Source organism: Rhodobacteraceae bacterium M385 (assembly GCA_025141835.1).
Lineage (GTDB): Bacteria > Pseudomonadota > Alphaproteobacteria > Rhodobacterales > Rhodobacteraceae > Gymnodinialimonas.
Genome location: CP081102.1, coordinates 3,575,386 through 3,592,141 on the forward strand (window position 1 = coordinate 3,575,386; position 16,756 = coordinate 3,592,141).

Annotated in this window: 18 protein-coding genes; 11 read left to right on the forward strand and 7 right to left on the reverse strand. The window is 61.2% G+C overall.

Annotated elements, in window-relative coordinates:
* Positions 1-64: 64 nt before the first annotated feature.
* The 3 genes from K3728_17525 to K3728_17535 form a co-directional block, all read right to left on the reverse strand.
* The gene (locus K3728_17525) at positions 65-1,420 is read right to left on the reverse strand and encodes an ABC transporter permease subunit (protein UWQ95451.1); all 1,356 of its coding nucleotides are present in this window, start codon (positions 1,418-1,420) and stop codon (positions 65-67) included.
* On the reverse strand, positions 1,417-2,223 hold the full coding sequence (locus tag K3728_17530) for an ABC transporter ATP-binding protein (protein UWQ95452.1): 807 nt from the start codon (positions 2,221-2,223) through the stop codon (positions 1,417-1,419). Before K3728_17530 ends, K3728_17525 begins: the two co-directional genes overlap by 4 nt.
* Before the next feature lie 102 nt (positions 2,224-2,325).
* On the reverse strand, positions 2,326-3,327 hold the full coding sequence (locus K3728_17535; GenBank protein UWQ95453.1) for an ABC transporter substrate-binding protein: 1,002 nt from the start codon (positions 3,325-3,327) through the stop codon (positions 2,326-2,328).
* A gap of 339 nt (positions 3,328-3,666) precedes the next feature.
* Between K3728_17535 and K3728_17540 the strand changes: the two genes are divergently transcribed.
* Positions 3,667-4,959: an FAD-binding oxidoreductase gene (locus K3728_17540; protein ID UWQ95454.1), complete on the forward strand. Its 1,293-nt coding sequence runs from the start codon at positions 3,667-3,669 to the stop codon at positions 4,957-4,959.
* Positions 4,960-4,972: 13 nt separating this feature from the next.
* Here K3728_17540 and K3728_17545 read toward each other — a convergent pair whose 3' ends face one another.
* On the reverse strand, positions 4,973-5,779 hold the full coding sequence (locus K3728_17545; protein UWQ95455.1) for a nitroreductase family protein: 807 nt from the start codon (positions 5,777-5,779) through the stop codon (positions 4,973-4,975).
* A 124-nt stretch (positions 5,780-5,903) separates the two neighbouring features.
* On the opposite strand from K3728_17545, the gene K3728_17550 reads away from it, so the two are divergent.
* The 6 genes from K3728_17550 (at position 5,904) to K3728_17575 (ending at position 10,909) form a co-directional block, all read left to right on the forward strand.
* Positions 5,904-6,617 carry a 4Fe-4S dicluster domain-containing protein gene (locus K3728_17550; protein UWQ95456.1) on the forward strand — a complete coding sequence of 238 codons (714 nt, stop codon included), beginning with the start codon at positions 5,904-5,906 and terminating at the stop codon, positions 6,615-6,617.
* A gap of 3 nt (positions 6,618-6,620) precedes the next feature.
* Positions 6,621-6,962 carry a succinate dehydrogenase gene (locus K3728_17555; GenBank protein ID UWQ95457.1) on the forward strand — a complete coding sequence of 114 codons (342 nt, stop codon included), beginning with the start codon at positions 6,621-6,623 and terminating at the stop codon, positions 6,960-6,962.
* Positions 6,959-7,303 carry a succinate dehydrogenase, cytochrome b556 subunit gene (gene sdhC / locus K3728_17560; protein ID UWQ95458.1) on the forward strand — a complete coding sequence of 115 codons (345 nt, stop codon included), beginning with the start codon at positions 6,959-6,961 and terminating at the stop codon, positions 7,301-7,303. Before K3728_17555 ends, sdhC begins: the two co-directional genes overlap by 4 nt.
* Entirely contained in the window at positions 7,303-9,060 is a 1,758-nt protein-coding gene (locus K3728_17565) for an FAD-binding protein (protein ID UWQ95459.1), read from the forward strand. The genes sdhC and K3728_17565 overlap by 1 nt, the downstream gene beginning before the upstream one ends.
* Before the next feature lie 111 nt (positions 9,061-9,171).
* Positions 9,172-10,146: a fumarate hydratase gene (locus K3728_17570; protein UWQ95460.1), complete on the forward strand. Its 975-nt coding sequence runs from the start codon at positions 9,172-9,174 to the stop codon at positions 10,144-10,146.
* A 97-nt stretch (positions 10,147-10,243) separates the two neighbouring features.
* Positions 10,244-10,909 (forward strand): fumarate hydratase C-terminal domain-containing protein, encoded by a 666-nt coding sequence (locus K3728_17575; GenBank protein ID UWQ95461.1) that lies wholly within the window; start codon positions 10,244-10,246, stop codon positions 10,907-10,909.
* 144 nt (positions 10,910-11,053) lie between these two features.
* Here K3728_17575 and K3728_17580 read toward each other — a convergent pair whose 3' ends face one another.
* From K3728_17580 to pcaQ, 3 genes are all read right to left on the reverse strand, one after another.
* Positions 11,054-11,794: a sulfite exporter TauE/SafE family protein gene (locus tag K3728_17580; protein ID UWQ95462.1), complete on the reverse strand. Its 741-nt coding sequence runs from the start codon at positions 11,792-11,794 to the stop codon at positions 11,054-11,056.
* Entirely contained in the window at positions 11,791-12,684 is an 894-nt protein-coding gene (locus tag K3728_17585; GenBank protein UWQ95463.1) for a LysR family transcriptional regulator, read from the reverse strand. The genes K3728_17580 and K3728_17585 overlap by 4 nt, the downstream gene beginning before the upstream one ends.
* Positions 12,685-12,779: 95 nt before the next feature.
* On the reverse strand, positions 12,780-13,688 hold the full coding sequence (gene pcaQ / locus K3728_17590) for a pca operon transcription factor PcaQ (protein UWQ97611.1): 909 nt from the start codon (positions 13,686-13,688) through the stop codon (positions 12,780-12,782).
* 96 nt (positions 13,689-13,784) lie between these two features.
* Here pcaQ and pobA point away from each other — a divergent pair, with 96 nt between their 5' ends.
* Genes pobA through pcaG form a run of 4 tightly spaced genes read left to right on the forward strand, consistent with a single transcriptional unit; the run spans position 13,785 to position 16,722 of the window.
* Positions 13,785-14,954 carry a 4-hydroxybenzoate 3-monooxygenase gene (pobA, locus tag K3728_17595; GenBank protein UWQ95464.1) on the forward strand — a complete coding sequence of 390 codons (1,170 nt, stop codon included), beginning with the start codon at positions 13,785-13,787 and terminating at the stop codon, positions 14,952-14,954.
* Between the two features lie 27 nt (positions 14,955-14,981).
* On the forward strand, positions 14,982-15,362 hold the full coding sequence (gene pcaC / locus K3728_17600) for a 4-carboxymuconolactone decarboxylase (GenBank protein UWQ95465.1): 381 nt from the start codon (positions 14,982-14,984) through the stop codon (positions 15,360-15,362).
* Positions 15,359-16,105 carry a protocatechuate 3,4-dioxygenase subunit beta gene (pcaH, locus tag K3728_17605; protein UWQ95466.1) on the forward strand — a complete coding sequence of 249 codons (747 nt, stop codon included), beginning with the start codon at positions 15,359-15,361 and terminating at the stop codon, positions 16,103-16,105. Before pcaC ends, pcaH begins: the two co-directional genes overlap by 4 nt.
* Before the next feature lie 2 nt (positions 16,106-16,107).
* A complete protein-coding gene (gene pcaG, locus K3728_17610; GenBank protein UWQ95467.1) occupies positions 16,108-16,722 on the forward strand; it encodes a protocatechuate 3,4-dioxygenase subunit alpha in 615 nt (204 codons plus the stop codon).
* Positions 16,723-16,756 lie beyond the last annotated feature (34 nt).

The following is a 16,756-nucleotide window of genomic DNA, read 5'->3' on the forward strand; positions in this document are numbered from 1 at the left end:
TGCGCTACCGCCTTCGGCTGCTTGAGCGCCTTTCTATGCGCTACCGCCTTCGGCTGCTTGAGCGCTAGCTCTTCCCCTTCCAAGGCACGAGTTTGTTCTCGGCCATGCGCATCAAGATATCGATGCCGAAGCCGATCATGCCGATCAGGATGATGCCCAAGATCACGATATCCGTAAGCTGGAACCGCGAGGCGACCATGATCATCATGCCAGCCCCCTGCACCGCCGCCACAAGTTCTGCGGCCACAACCGTGCCCCAACACACGCCCATCGCAACACGAGCGCCGGTGAAGATTTCGGGCAGGGAGTTCGGGATAATCACGTGGCGCATGATTTGCGTTTTGTTGGCCCCCAGCGAATAGGCCGCGTGGACCTTTGACAGGTTAACGCCGGACACGCCGGAACGCGCGGCAATTGCCATGATCCAAAGGGCAGCAAGGAACAGCAGCACGACCTTGCCGTTTTCACCGATACCGGCCCAGATGATAACCAGTGGGATCAGTGCAAGCGGCGGCACCGGGCGCATGAATTCCACGATGGGATCAAACCAGCCCCGTGCCCAGTTGGATAGGCCCATGGCATAGCCCAATGGAATGCCGACCAAAGCGCCCAGAAGGAAGCCCACGACAACACGGTAGAGCGAGAAGCCCAAGTGTTCCCAAAGCGAATAGTTGCGGAAACCCTCGCATCCGGTGAAGTTGCTCCACCGCTCTGACACGGGAACGCCGCGCTCCCAAAACTTGTTGATGCAGCTGATTTCCAGGAACCGGTTGAAGACGTCCTCTGGCGGCGGAAGCCAGATCGGCTCCATCTGGATGCCCTGCGCGGGAGAGATGTTGATCGACCCGCGCGTGGACATGGCCAGCGTGCCGAAGTCGAACTCCAGCCGTTCGCCGGGCGAGATCGGCTGCCCGTTCACCGCGATGATGTTGGTGCCATCGTCCCGGGTCAGCACGTCGTTGTTTTGCAAGGGGGCCAGCTCGGACCCATAAGCCTCGATCACCAGTGAGTCGTTCAGGGCGAAGCCATCGCCGGGGTCGACCACGGGGGGCTCGGGCTCGGCGGATTCGTTGCCTTCCTCGTCTACTGTCGTCTCGTACAGAAGGAAGGTGACGGTTGCGTCATCGGTATTGCCTTCGGCGTCTTGGACCGTGTGGGTGAACGTATGCTCGCCCAAAGGCGGGCCGGGCATATGCAACGGCGATGGCACAATGACCGAGCCGGTAAACGTGCCCCACAGAAAGAACAGCGTGATGACCGACAGGACCGAGGCCCAACGGTTCGGCGTCACGGCGCTTTCGTCGCCGAAGGTTACGGTCTTGAGGGCCGTATAGCCGGTGCGATTTGCCCCGCCCGAGATCAGGCGGACAGCGTAGAAACAGCCAATAAAGATTGCGACGTATATGAGGAGAGGGATCATGCGCTTGCCTCCGTCCGGCCCATAATTTCTTCTTCCATGTCCCAGATCATGCCAAGAATTTCTTCGCGAACCTCATGGAAACGTGGATCTTTCTTCACTTCGCGCAGATCGGCATCCACGCCCATATCCGCAAAGGGAAGTTGGTATTCCTTGTGGATGCGACCGGGGCGCGGGGCCATGACGATCAGACGTTCCCCCAGAAGCAGCGCCTCTTCAACGGAGTGGGTAATCAGGATGATGGTCTTGCCTGTCTCTTTCCACAGCTTCAGCACAAGGCTTTGCATCTTCTCACGGGTCAGCGCGTCCAGCGCGCCAAGGGGTTCATCCATCAAGATTACATCGGGGTCATTGGCCAGACAGCGGGCCAAAGCCACACGCTGCTGCATCCCGCCCGAAAGCTCGTAGATGGCTTTGTTCTTGAAGTCTTGCAGGCCGACGATATCCAGCAAGTGGTCCACGTTGGCACCGTATTCGGCTTCGCGCTGGCCCTTCATCCGGGGGCCGAAGCTGACGTTTTCCCGCACCGACATCCATTCAAACAACGCGCCCTTTTGGAACACCATGCCGCGTTCGGCATCGGGGCCGTGAACCGCGTGGCCGTTGAGTTCAATCACGCCCTCGGTGGGCGCAAGAAATCCGGCAACGATGTTGAGAAGCGTGGTCTTGCCGCAGCCCGAGGGGCCAAGGACAGACATGATTTCACCCTGTTTAATGTCGAGGGAGACATCTTGCAGCGCCTGCACCGCCCCGCCGCCGGGGATATCGAAGCGCATGGAGATATTGCGAATGGCCAAGCCGGTCATCTGCGGCCCTTCCGTGTCATATGTAGGTGTTGGAAGCGAAGCGTATAGGGGCCCGGTCAGCCCTTGAACGGTGACCGGACCCCCGAAGTTTGGTTCTTGCGCTTAGTTGGCCACAGCGTCGGTCAGCGGACCAGCGTTAACGCGATCGGTGTAGTCGTCCAGCGCCGCGTCGATGGAGCCCGCTTCCACGAAGACGTTTGCCACGCCGCCCATGAAGGTTGCCATGCCGCCGTCCATCCAGATCGGACCAAGCACTTCTTCAGCCGATGGGAAGGCCATTGTGCCGATAGCACCACGGGCAGCTTCCATATCCATACCAGCGGCGTCTGCGATATTGGCCAGCATCTCGTCGCTTGGGTCGGCGTTCCAACGGTCGTTGGCGGCCTGACCCACGGCCAGGAACTGAGCGACCAGATCGGGGTTCTCGGCCACGAACTCAGCCGGGGCAGAGATCACGTCGAACACCAGAATGCCAAGCTCGGTCTTTTCTTCACCGGTCAGAAGCACGTTGCCGTATTCCAACATGCGCGACAGGCCACCGCCGTAGCCACAGGCGAAGTCCACAGCGCCTTGAGACAAGGCTGCCGCACCTTCCGGTGGCGCCATGTCAACGATTTCCAGACCGGCAAGGTCGATGCCGAAGTGGTCCATCTGACGCAGGAAGCCGTAATGCGCGGCGGTGCCAAGCGGCACAGCAACACGGCGGCCCGCAAGCTCGCCCGCGTTTTCAGCGTCGATTTCAAGGTCGGAACGGACAACGCAGTTATCGTTGTCGGCATAGGTCACGGCAACGTCGATCACTTCGATGTCCTGACCGGCGGAAGCGGCCACAACGAAGGGCGGCAGGCCTTGGGAAACGGCGATTTGCACGTCGCCCGATGCCATGGCGGCGGACATGGCGGTACCGGTCTCGAAGGAGACCCAGTTCAGGTCAATGCCCATGGCTTCTTCAAACTCGCCATTGGCCCATGCGTCGTACAGAGGCAGCGGCCATTCAAGGAAGTAAGCAACGGTGATTTCTTCTACGTGGCCGTCTGCCAGAGCAGCTTGGCCGGACGCAAGGATCGCGGTGCCCGCGAGCAGCGATGCGATTGTCTTTTTCATTTGGTCTCTCCTGTCGGGATCGTCTTGTGTTTCGGCAATCACGTCGCGCCCGTCCGAGTTTTCCGGCCTCTATTCGCGTCGCCCCACCATATTCAGTCAACGGAACATAAGCCCCGCTCGGCAACAGCTAGGCAGTGAGGTTTCTTTGCGTCAAGAAAATTCTATAGGGCCAATTTGGGGGCAAAAAACGGCCAGAAGCCCGTTTGCCCGCGAAATACGCTGTCTCAACCAATGAGACCATTACGCTCAAAATTATCACCGTGAAACCTTGACGCTCCTTACGCGAGGCGCAGTATTGCCCTGCCCTGCCCTGCCCTGCCTCAAACCGGAGACCCGCCAATGACGACCGCTTTGCCATGGCCGCAATCCCTTTGGAAGACCACCGCCCCCGATGAGGCCCCCAACCCACCGCTTGCCCAAGACCGGGAGGCCGACGTGACGGTGATAGGCGCGGGTTACACGGGGTTGCGCGCGGCGCTGGCGTTGGCCGAGGCCGGGATGCGGGTGATCGTGCTGGACGCGGGCGACGTGGGCTTTGGCGCGTCGGGGCGCACAGGCGGGCAAGTGAACCCGATGCTGCCGTTCAACGCCCCCGCAACGGTGGAAAAGATCGTGGGACGTCAGGTGTTTGAGAAGCTGGCCGCGCAATCTTTGGGCTCTGCCGACGAGGTGTTTTCGCTGATTAACACCTATCAGATAGAGTGTCAGGCAAGGCAGAAAGGTTGGCTGAGGGTGCATCACTCCAAAGCCGCCCAGCGCAAGGCAAAGGCCGATATCGCCGATTGGAACGCCGTGGGGGCGGACATGCGGGTGATTGACCAAGACGAGGTCGCCACCCTGTCGGGCAGTCGCGCCTACAGCACGGCCACGCTCAACCCCAAAGGCGGCGCGGTGCATCCTCTGATGTTCGTGCGCGGGTTGGCCGCCGCTGGTAAAGCGCGCGGGGTAGAGGTGTTTGGCCAAACAGCCGTAAGCGCGATTTCCAAGGACGGCCCCACATGGCTGACCCAGACCGCGGGCGGCAAGGTGCGCAGCGATTGGGTGGTGGTGGCCACGAACGGATATTCCGGCGGTTTGGTTAAAAATCTGGCAAAGTCGATCTTTCCCATCACCCCGATCCAGATCGCCACCGATCCCCTGCCCGATGATGTCATTGGGGATATCCTTCCCCAAGGGCACACGATCTCGGACAGTCGGAGGGTCATCATGTACGCCCGGCGAGAGCCCGATAACCGCATGGTCTACGGCGGCCACGGAGAGCCTGACGGCAAGGGCGGCCTAAAAGGGTTTGACTGGCTGATGAAAGACGCGGTGCGGGTGTTCCCTCAGCTGGAGGGGGTAAGTTGGACGCACAAATGGGGCGGCAACATCGCGATCACGGAAGACCACCTGCCCCACCTGCACGAGCCGCAAGCGGGCCTGATCGTGGGCCTTGGCTACAACGGACGCGGCGTGGCGATGTCTAACGTCATGGGCCGCGTCATGGCGGAGCGCATTCTGGGGGCCGCGCCCGAAGATTTGCCCTTCCCGGTCACCAAGGTGGCAGGCATCCCCCTGCGGAACCTGAAGGTGATGGGGATGAAGCACGTGATCCGTTGGATGAAGTTTCTGGATTATCTGGAAACCCGTTAGACCGTCCGCGCCGTCAGTCCAGCGTGAAGCCCTTGGCGCGGATGAACGCCCCGAAATCGGCGCGCTCGGGTTGGCTGTATTGGCGCACTTTATCGTCGGACCAGCCGTAGGTGTCTGACGTGCCGAACAGGTCCGGGAACCGTTGCGCGGCATAGGGGCGCGTGGTGTCATAGTCTGCTACCGCCTCTTGCAACCCGTCTTCTGTATAGCGATCTGTGTGGACGGTCACGGCAAGGGGCAGACGCTTGGAAATGGGGGGCGGCGCCGAGGGGTAGCCGATGGCAAGGCCCGCGAAGGGAAAGACGTGATCGGGCAGGTGCAACATCTTGGACACTGCCTGCGCCTCATTTCGTACGGCGCTGATCGGGCAACACCCAAGGCCCACGGCCTCTGCCGCCGTCACGAAAGCGCCCAGCGCAATGGCGGCGTCGGCGGTGGCATTGACCAGCGCATCAAGGTGGTCGTTGGCGAAGGGCACATCGTGCCACTGGTGCAGCAGCCGTTGGCGGCGGTTATTGCCGCAGAAAATCGCGATCATAGGCGCGTTCTCCACCCAGGCCTGTCCACTGACCAATTGCGACAGCTTCGCGCGACCCTCAGCCGATTTCAGCAGAATGATATCGCGTTGTTGAAGGTCGCTTTTGGTGGGCGAGGCAAGGGCCACGGCGCAGAGCGTTTGCAACAAAGCGTCGGGCACCGGGTGATCGGTGAAGTCGCGGCAAGACCCCCGCGCGGACATCCCCCGCAAGGCGGCAATATCCCGCGTTTCAGGCGCGTCGCTATAGCGGGCCGACAGGAGGTCTTGGAGGGAGGTGGCCATGGGGGCTCCGACATTTTAATGTTAGCAAATCTTACAAAAACGTAAACGAGATATCGCGTTCATAAAGTAATGTTGCCTGTTATACTGCACACAAAGCAAGCCCCTTTGGAAGATGCGAGCCACCATGACGACAGATGTGCTGAAAGTCACAATCGAACGCGGGCCGGACGGCGAAGATGTGTTCGAGGTGCCCGCCTATGACAGCCAAACGGTGTTGGATGTTGTATCCTGGGTGCAGCAAAACGCGGACCCGACGCTTAGCTACCGTTTCGCCTGCCGTGTAGGCATGTGCGGGTCTTGCGCGATGATGGTGAACGGCGTGCCACGCTGGACCTGTCGCACCCATATCTCCAAGGTGTTGAACGGCAATGAGGTCACGATTGGGCCGCTGCGCAACTTGCCCGTCATCAAAGACCTTGCCGTGGATATGGACCCGTTCTTTGACAAATGGACCGCCGCAGAGGGCGTGCATCATGGGGCGCTGACCCGAGACGATCCAATCGCCCCTGTGGATGAGGAAAGCGCCGGAAGGGTCGAGGCCAATGCCGGGATCGAATGTATCAACTGCTCGGTCTGCTATGCGGCCTGTGATACGGTGGCGGGCAACAAAGATTACCTTGGGCCTGCGGCATTGCAGAGGGCGTGGACGCTTCTGAATGACACCAAGGACGAAGGGCGAGAGGCTATTTTGGACGCGGTTTCCGGTTCGGGCGGCTGTCACAACTGCCATTCGATGGGGTCGTGTACGGCCTATTGCCCGAACGATCTGGACCCGATGTCGGCGATTGCGGGGCTAAAGCGGGAAACCGCGCGAAACTTCTTCAGGAAGGGGCGCTGAGCGATGCTGACGCTGAGGCTTTATATGATGCAACGGGTCACGGCGCTTTTGATGGCGCCGCTGGTGTTGGGGCATTTGGCGGTGATGATCTACGCGATCCAGGGCGGGATTTCGGCCGAGGAAATCCTGGGCCGCACCCAAGGGTCAGTCGTGTGGTTCCTGTTCTACGGCACCTTCGTGGTGGCCGTGGCGATCCACGGGGCCATTGGCCTGCGCGTCCTTGCCCATGAATGGGCCGGATTGCGCGGCCCCGCGCTAGAGGCCGTCATGTGGATCATCGGCGCGGGGCTACTTGCCCTTGGCGCCCGTGCCGTGTGGGCCGTAACCTTTGGGGGGGCGCTATGAAAGCTGTCATCAACCGCGCCCATCCGCTGTGGGTGGCGTTTATCATTCACCGCCTTTCGGGCCTTGCGCTGGCGCTGTTTCTGCCCGTGCATTTCTGGGTGATGGCGATGGCGCTGACCAACCCCGCCCGCTTTGACGCTTTCGCGGAGATTACCAGTGTCAGCCTTGTGAAGGTGGCGGAATTCGGTCTCGTCTTCTTGCTTGCCGTTCACATGTTCGGGGGCCTGCGCCTGATGGCGATGGAGTTCCTGCCGTGGAGCGGGCCACAAAAATCGCTGGCCGCAGGCGCCGCCGCCGCGTCGTTCTTTATCGCAACCCTCTTTTTCATGCAGGCTATCTGATGCGTATTTCGGACATTGAGCGACACGACACCGATATCCTGATCCTCGGCACCGGGGGGGCGGGGCTGTTTGCTGCGCTGCACGCCAAGCAGACCGCGCCCGAGGGCACCAAGATCACCATTGCCGTGAAGGGCCTGATCGGGAAATGCGGCTGCACGCGGATGGTGCAGGGCGGCTATAACGTGGCCCTTGGCGGTGGCGACACGGTCGAGCGGCATTTCATGGACACGATCAATGGCGGCAAATGGCTGCCCAATCAGGACATGGCGTGGCGGCTGTGTGAGCAGGCCGTTGTCCGTATCCGAGAGTTGGAAAACGAGGTCGGCTGCTTCTTTGATCGCAACAAGGACGGCTCGCTGCACCAAAAGGCGTTTGCAGGTCAGACCGCCGACCGGACCGTACACAAGGGCGATCTGACGGGGATCGAGATCATCAACCGCCTGATGGAGAAGGTCCTCGCCAGTGGTGTCGAAAAGCTGCAAGAACACCGGGCCGTGGGGCTGATCCCCACCAAGGACGGCTCGGCGCTGGCGGGCGTGCTGATGATCGACATGCGGACCGGCAAATTCCGGTTGGTGCGGGCCAAGACGGTGCTGATGGGCACCGGTGGCGGGCCAACGATGTATAAGTATCACACGCCCAGCGGCGACAAGACGATGGACGGCCTTGCCATGGCTTTGCGGGCCGGGCTGCCCCTGCGCGATATGGAGATGGTGCAGTTCCACCCGACCGGGCTACTGGCGGGGGACCATACGCGGATGACTGGCACCGTGCTGGAGGAGGGTCTGCGCGGCGCGGGGGGGCAGCTCATAAATCACTCCGGCGCGCGGTTCATGTTTGATTATGACGGCAAGGGCGAACGGGCGACACGCGATGTGGTGTCCCGAGGGATCTATGCCGAAATGCGCAAGAACAATAACCCCGAGCAGGAGGGGGTCTTTATTTCGATGAGCCACCTTGGCCCGGACTTTGTACGCAAGAAGTTCAAAGGCATGGTGAACCGCTGTGCCGACAGTGGCTTTGACCTGGCCGCTGGCAAGGTAGAGGTCGTGCCGACGGCCCATTACTTCATGGGCGGTGTGATTGTGGACGTGGACACGCGCACTGCGATGGAGGGCTTGTACGTGGCCGGAGAGGACGCGGGCGGGGCCCATGGATCTAACCGGTTGGGGGGCAACGGGGTTGCGAACTCTACCGTCTATGGCGGCATCGCGGGCGACACGATGGGCCGTGACGTGGCGGGCATGGCGCTGCGCGAGCCTGACGAAGAGGTCTTGGCCGCAGAGTTCGAGCGGGCAATTTATCCGCTATCGCGCAAGCCGGATCTGGTGCTTCCCCTGCGCAAACAATTGCAGGATTTGATGTGGGAAGAGGTCGGCGTGATGCGGACGGAAGCCGGCATGAAGCGCGGTTTGACGGGGATCGCAGAGGTGTCTGACGCGCTGATGGATGTGGGAGTGGACGGGGGGAACCTGGCGTTCAACCTGACATGGCACGATTGGCTGAACCTGCGGTCGCTCTGCGATATCTCGGAGGTGATTACCAAGGCGGGGATTGAGAGAGAGAATTCCCGCGGGGCGCATTTCCGGGAGGATTTCCCCGAGCCGGGCGCGATGGAAGACAGCGCGTTTACGGTGGCAAGTTTGAAGGACGGGGAGGTTCGCGTGGAAAACCAGCCGGTGCAATTCACCATAGTGCGCCCCGGAGAGACGGTGTTGCCGGAGGGTGCGCCAGAGACATTGGTGGCGGCGCAGTAAGGTGTGCGCCTCGTCATAGAGGGATTGCGCCGACGGTGTCGTCGCCCAATGCGAGGGGCGCTGCCCCTCGCGCTCCCCGGAGTTGTAAGGCCAAGATGAAGGAGCGGATCCGTGATCCCCATTAAGTTGATACAAGCGACGGCTGAGGCCTTGATGGATAAGGCCGCGATCGAGATCCCACAGGATTATCTGGATGGGTTGCAGGAGGCGGCGAAAACCGAAGACGGGGATTTGTCGTCGTTCGTGCTGAAGGCAATGTTGGATAATTACGAGGCCGCCAAGGAGGACCGCCGCGCGATGTGCGGGGATACCGGCGTGCCACGGTGGTTTGTGAAGATGGGCAATGATGCCAGCGTCGAGGGGGGCATGGTGGGGTTGGAGGCCGCGTTGAGGCGCGCCACGGCCAGCGCCACCAATGGCGTGCCGCTGAGGCCTAACAGGGTGCATCCGTTGTGGCGCACGGACCACAACAACAACGTCGGTATCGGGGCGCCTGAGATTGAGTATGGGTTTGAGCCCGCCGCACCGGGAGAGGGGGCCGATTGGGTCGATCTGATTACCGTTCACAAGGGCGGCTTGTTTGGCACCGATTACCGGATGTTGTTCCCGTCTGATGGGGTTCAGGGGATCAAGCGGTTCTATCTGGACAGTCTGATGGCGTTCGGCAAGCGCGGGTTGGCGTGTCAGCCGGCGATCATCGGGATCGGGTTGGGCGGCTCCAAGGATGTGTGCATGAACCTTGGCAAGCGGGCCTCCACCTTGCGGGTGGTTGGTTCGCGCAACTCGGACCCGCGCATTGCGGAGATGGAGGATGAGTTCAAGGAGCTTGGCAACTCCATTGGCATGGGCGCGATGGGGTTTGTGGGCAAGAACATGGTGATCGATTGCAATATCGAGGTGGGTTACTGCCACACCGGGGGCATGCCGATGTCTGTGCATGCGTTCTGTCTGTCGTCACGCCGCGCTGTAGCGAGGGTCTATGGCGATGGGCGGGTAGAGTACCGCACGGACCCCGATTGGTTCACGCCCTATCAGCGGCGGGAAACGGTGGATTGGCCGGAAGCGGGTTTGGAGGCGGCAGAATGACGATGATTTTTCACCGAGAAAATCATCGGGTGGGCAAGGATGTGTGCGCTTCACGAATATCATCGGCCCACACCGTCACAACTTTAGGAGGCACCTCATGAGCCTGCGTGAAATCATCCTATCGACCACCCCCTCGGACGAGGACATTGCCCAGTTGCGGTTGGGCGATATCGTCTACCTTTCCGGCCTGATGTATACGGCGCGCGAAGGCGTTTACATGCGTGCGTTGGAAGACCGCGCCAACATCCCGATGGAACTGCCTGCGCAGAGTGCGGCGAATTTTCATTGCTCTCCGGCGGCGCGGATCAACCCAGACGGTAGTTTCGACATGGGGGCGGTGACGGCCACCGCGTCCTTCCGGTTTGCCAAGTGGTTGCCGGAGTGGATGGAGAAGACCGGCGCGAAGCTGATCGTGGGTAAGGGCGGCATGACGTCGAAGGACTATAGGGAATACTTCGTGCCCAATGGCGCGGTTTACCTTTCGACCGTGGGTTACGGCACCGGCGCTTTGCTCGGGCGCGGGGTGGAGAATGTCGAGGCCGTTCACTGGAACGAGGAGTTGGGTCTGGCGCAGGCGATGTGGGTGTTGAAGTGCAACAAGATGGGGCCGTTTATCGTGGCCTCTGACATGAACGGCGACTGCCTGTTCGAGCGCGAAAACGCCAAGATCGCCGAGAACGTGGCACGGGTGTATGAAGGCACACGGCCTGCGACCCTGAAGCGCTATGGCGAAAGCGATGACCGGACGGATGAGGTTATTTGAGGCGTCCGACTTTGGGTGAGGTTATTTGAGGCATCCGCCTCATGGGTGATGTCAATTGAGGCATCCGCCTCGGGGTGAGGTCAATTGAGGCATCCGCCTCGGGGTGAGGTCAATTGAGGCATCCGCCTCGGGGGGGGAGCCGATCTAGAGAAGCTCGCTCATGCCCACGCCGATCCCCATGGCGAGGGTCAGCAGGATCAGCACCCAACGGAACGCCGTATCGGACAAGCGCCGGAACACGGCGATGCCGATTTGCGCCGCGATCAGGCCCGTGGGGATGGTGATCAGAAGCGCCATTCCTGCGCCCTCGTAAGCGCCGCGCAGGTACAAAAGGGTCACGGTGGTGATCAGCATCACCATGTTGAATGGCTGCAAAACGGCGCGGGTCTCAAACTTGGTCCAAGGGCGCAGGGACATCCACATCGACGGCAACGCCCCCGACATGCCCGCCGCCCCGCCAAGGATGCCGGCCAAGCCGCCGATCAGACCATCGAGCACGGGTGTCCGGCGCGAGAACGCGGGCAAGGACCGACGGATGGCGAAATAGCCGCCGTAGAGGATCAGGAAGCCCGCCACCCCAAGGCGCAGGGCCGTGGCGTCCAGCCCGTTCAGCAGCCAGACGCCCAAGGGCACGCCCACCAGCCCCGGCAGCACGAAACGCAACAGGCGGCGCGGTTGCGCAAGGATGGCCTCGCGCACGACCCAGACGCCCTGCACGCCCGCCACCACAGACATCAGCGCCACGATCGCCACGGCGGTGACCGGGTCCAGCACCACAAGGTAGAACCCCAGCGCGAACAGGGCTGTGCCTGTGCCCGATAGCCCGTTGATAAAGCCGCCTGCCGCAGCCCCCAGAAGCAGGAAAGTGATGAGTTGCGCACTCACGGTTGCGCGGCCCGTTGTTCAGGGGGAATGACGCTCAGCAAGGATTGAAAAACCTCTTCGATCACGCGGGTTTTGAACTGGTCTTTGGAGTACACAAGCCCAAGGGTCCGCGAGGGCGCATCTGCCCCAAGGGACAGGCGTTTCACGGTGACGCCATCGGCGGGGCGCACGGCCAGATCGGGGACAATCGACACCCCAAGCCCCGCCTGCACCATGGAGGAAATCGACTCGGCGCTGTTGAGCTCCATCGCCTCGGACACGCGCAGGCGTTTGGAGAGTATCCAGTTCTCGATCAACACGCCCAGCACGGCGCTGCGGTTGAAACGGATGAAGGGGCGGTTTTGCAGCAACGCGATGGGATCATCGCTTGGCTCATCTGCGGGGGCGATCAGCTGTAAGGGCTCGTGCGCCAAGGGGCGAAACTGCACCCGCAGGGGCAGTAACATCGGCTTGGTGACAATTGCGGCGTCCAATGCGCCGCGTTCAACCTCGGCCAGAAGATCGCCAGTCAGGCCGGGGCGAATGTGCAAACCGATGCCGGGGAACCGGTCCTTCAAGACGGCCATCGCGCGCGGCGTCAGCCCGGTCAACGTGGTGCCGAGCGCCCCCAGGCGGACATCGCCGCTCAGGCCATCCTCATCCAGAACCGAGGAGACGAGGCTATCGTAATCGGACAAGAGCACCCGCGCCTTGGCAACAATTTGGTGAGCGATGGGCGTCAGCTCGGGCGTGCGGGTGCTGCGGTCAAACAGAGCGACGCCCAAGTCAGCCTCGAGCGTGCGCATTTGCTGGCTGACGGCGGCATGGGTGACGTGGACCGTCTCGGCGGCGGCCGAAAAGGTCTTGGCGTCGGCCACGGCTACAAGGGTTCTGAGGAGGCGGATGGTCACTTTCGGAAACAACGCTTTCCATCGGCGCGCAATCGGGCGCAGTTCTGTTTCCTTTTCTTACGGTTCCCCCGGGACCGGAGCAAGCGAGATCGCCCCTATCTTGGGCCTTCACAGAGGTGGCGCAGTTCTTTGACAAAGGCACGCTGCGCGACCGAGGGGACATCCTCTGCCCGGCTCATGATACCAACCGCGCCCTGTGTCGCGCTCATATCGATCGTCAAGGGCACAAGGCGGCCCTGGGCAATCGCCTCGGCCACAACGCCCCGGCTGATAACCCAGATTGTGTTTGGGTCCGCCAAGGTCGCCGTGTGGCCAAAGGCAGGGGCGGCGGTTTCAATCCGGTGCGGGAACAGGGGCACGCTGCGGGCGATAAGCATCCGTGCCACAAGGGGGCGAATGGCGGAATCCTTGGGCGGGTAGAGCACGCGGAACCGATCCAACTCGGCAAAATCGCGGAGGTGGATGGCGGGGCTTTGGGGGTTGGCGACGATCACCACCTCTTCCGTATAAAGCTGCTGAAACCCCAAGCCCACCATCGCATCGGGGGTGCCCAAGCGGCCCACGACCAGATCAAGGCCGCCACTGCGGAGCCGTGCTGTCAGATCCCGGTGCAGCCCTTCGTGAACCTCCAGATGAGTATCGGGGTTGGCCTCGGCAAAGGAGACAGCGGCCCGAGGCATCAGGGCAGAAGCAACGCTGGGAAGTGCGCCGACCTTCAACTGGCCCGCGGCCTTGGCACCGGGGGAAAGGCTGCGCAAACCTTGGCGCAGGGCGGCGGTGCTTTGTTCGGCAAACTGAAGGAACACCTCCCCCTCGGGCGTAAGGGAGACGCCGGACCGGCTGCGCACCATGACGACAACACCAAGAATGTCTTCAAGCTCTTTCATCGTCTTGGAAATCGCGGGTTGGGTCAGGTTCAACTGTTCCGCCGCGTGCTTGAAACTGCGGGCGCGGGCGATGGCGCTAAACGCTTCGAGGTGGCGAAACTTGATCCGGCGGTCCATACTCATTCCAAATTCGACAACTAAGTTGCTCAATATCTCAATTTAAATACCCCTTCAAACAAGAGTAGAGTGAGAAAAAAGAGGCAAGGTGACGCTATGAAAACCCAAGTGGCAATTATTGGCGGCGGCCCATCGGGGCTGCTTCTGTCGCAACTGCTGCATACGCGCGGCATTGATAGCGTCGTGCTGGAGCGCAAGACCAAAGATTATGTGCTCGGGCGCATTCGCGCGGGCGTGCTGGAACAAGGGCTGGTCAGCTTGCTGGAAGAGGCAGGCTGCGCCGAGCGGTTGCACGCCGAAGGTTATTCCCACGACGGCACAATTGTTTCCTACGGCGATGAACAGTTCCGCATAGATTTCCGCAAACACACGGGCACGCCTGTGGTGGTTTACGGCCAGACCGAGGTGACGCAAGACCTCTATGAAGCGCGCGAAAAGGCGGGGGGGAAGATCGAATTCAACGTCGAAAATGTGGTGATCCAAGGGGCCGATACCGACACGCCGCAGGTTCACTATACCGTTGATGGCGACACCCGCGTGATTGAATGCGATTTCGTCGCCGGGTGCGACGGGTTCCATGGGGTCAGCCGCGAGACAATCCCGCTGGATGTGCGTCGTGAATATGAGAAGGTCTACCCCTTCGGCTGGCTTGGCATCCTGTCTGAAACGCCGCCGGTGAACCACGAATTGATCTACGCCAATTCGCCCCGCGGCTTCGCGCTGTGTTCGATGCGCAATGAAAACCTTAGCCGCTATTACATCCAATGCTCCTTGTCTGACCGGCCCGAGGATTGGACGGATGAGGCGTTCTGGACCGAGTTGAAGCGTCGCATTCCTGCGGAAGAGGCCGCGAAGCTGGTCACCGGCCCGAGCATCGAGAAATCGATCGCGCCGCTGCGGTCTTTCGTGACGGAACCCATGCGCTGGGGCCGCCTGTTCCTATGCGGGGACGCGGCCCACATCGTGCCGCCCACCGGCGCAAAGGGGCTGAACACCGCCGCATCGGACGTGCATTACCTCTACAACGGTTTGCGGGATTTCTACGAGAACGCCAGCACGGCAGGGATTGACAGCTACTCGGAAAAGGCGCTGGCGCGGGTCTGGAAGGCGGAACGGTTCAGCTGGTGGTTCTCGTCCTTGATGCACACCTACCCAGACCAGTCGCCCTTTGATCTGAAGATGCAATTGGCCGAGATTGAGTTTCTGCGTTCCAATGAAGCGGCACAGAAATCCATGGCCGAAAACTATGTTGGCCTGCCCTATTGATGCCCGCCACCCAAGAAGGAAACACCCATGACTGATCGCCAAACCCAAGGCATGGCCACGCGCCGCAAGGTTCTGGGCGATGCCCATGTGGACCGGGCCGAGGCCAACAAAAGCGCCTTTGATGCGCCGTTCCAGCAGATGATTACCGAAGGCGCTTGGGGGACGGTTTGGGCCGATGGCACGATCTCGCACCGCGAACGCTCCATGCTGACGCTGTCGCTTCTGGCCGCGATGGGCAACTTCGAGGAGATCCCCATGCATATCCGCGCCACGGCCAACACCGGTGCCAGCCCGCAGGACGTTTTGCAGGCTTTCATGCATGTTGCCGTTTACGCGGGCGTGCCAAAGGCCAATCATGCGATCAAACTGGCGAAGCAAACCTACGCCGAGATGGGAGTAGACCTATGAGCACCCACAACACGCCCCCCAAGGCCGGTGGCTTTATCCCTCGGGATCGCAACTGGCAGCCCGATGCCCTGACGCCGCCCTACAAGACCAGCGTGAAACGCAGCCCTCAGGCGGCGCTTTTGTCGTTTCCCACAACGCTGAGCGAAGAGACCTCTCCGATGTTCGGGCATCATATGTTGGGAGAGTTGGATAACGATCTGATCCTCAACTACGCGCGCCCCGGCGAAAGCGCGATTGGGCCGCGGATCATCGTCCACGGACGGGTGATGGACGAGATGGGGCGCGGCGTTCCCGGCGCCTTGGTTGAATTCTGGCAAGCCAATGCGGGCGGGCGGTATCGCCACAAGAAGGAAAGCTACCTTGCCGCGCTGGACCCCAACTTTGGCGGCTGTGGGCGCACGATCACGGGGGAGGACGGCTCTTACGAGTTCCGCACCATCATGCCCGGCCCCTATCCTTGGCCCAATGGCATGAACGACTGGCGGCCTGCGCATATTCACTTTTCCCTGTTCGGGCATGGCTTTGCCCAACGCTTGATTACGCAGATGTATTTTGAGGGCGACCCTCATATTCCGCTGTGCCCCATCGTGGGTATCCTTAAGTCGCAGGAAGCGGTGGACGCCCTGACCGCGCCGCTCGACATGAACCGGACGGTGCCGATGGATAGCCGCGCCTTCCGCTTTGACATGGTCCTGCGCGGGCAACGGCAAACCTATTTTGAGAACCGTAAGGAGGGGCTTTGATCATGGCTCAGAAGCTGGATTACCTGAAAGAAAGCCCCAGCCAGACCGCGGGGCCCTATGTTCACATCGGCTGTACGCCGAACTTTACCGGCATTGATATCTATGGTGGCGATCTGGGTACCTCGATGAAAACCGGCCCCGTGCAGGGGGAGGAAATCACCATCAAAGGAACGGTCTTTGACGGCATGGGCACCCCCCTGCGCGATGCGATGATCGAGATCTGGCAACCGGACGCGGCGGGGCTATTCCCCTCGGCCAATGAGACGCGCGGCACAGCGGACCCGAATTTCACCGGCTGGGGGCGATCGCCCGGTGATATGGAAACCGGTGAATTTACCTTCAACACGGTCAAGCCCGGCGCCGTCCCCTTCCCCGATGGGCGGATGCAAGCGCCCCATATCACCGCTTGGATCGTGGCCCGAGGTATTAACATCGGCCTGCACACACGCATTTACTTCGCGGACGAGCCCGAGGCCAACGCCGCTGATCCGATCCTGACCCGGATCGAGCATCAAAACCGCATCCCCACTCTTCTGGCAAAGCCCGAGGGCGGCGGCGTCTATCGCTTCGACATCCACCTGCAAGGGCCCGACGAGACGGTGTTTTTTGACATCTAAGGGGGCTTTGGGCAGGGTCACCCTCTCACGCGTA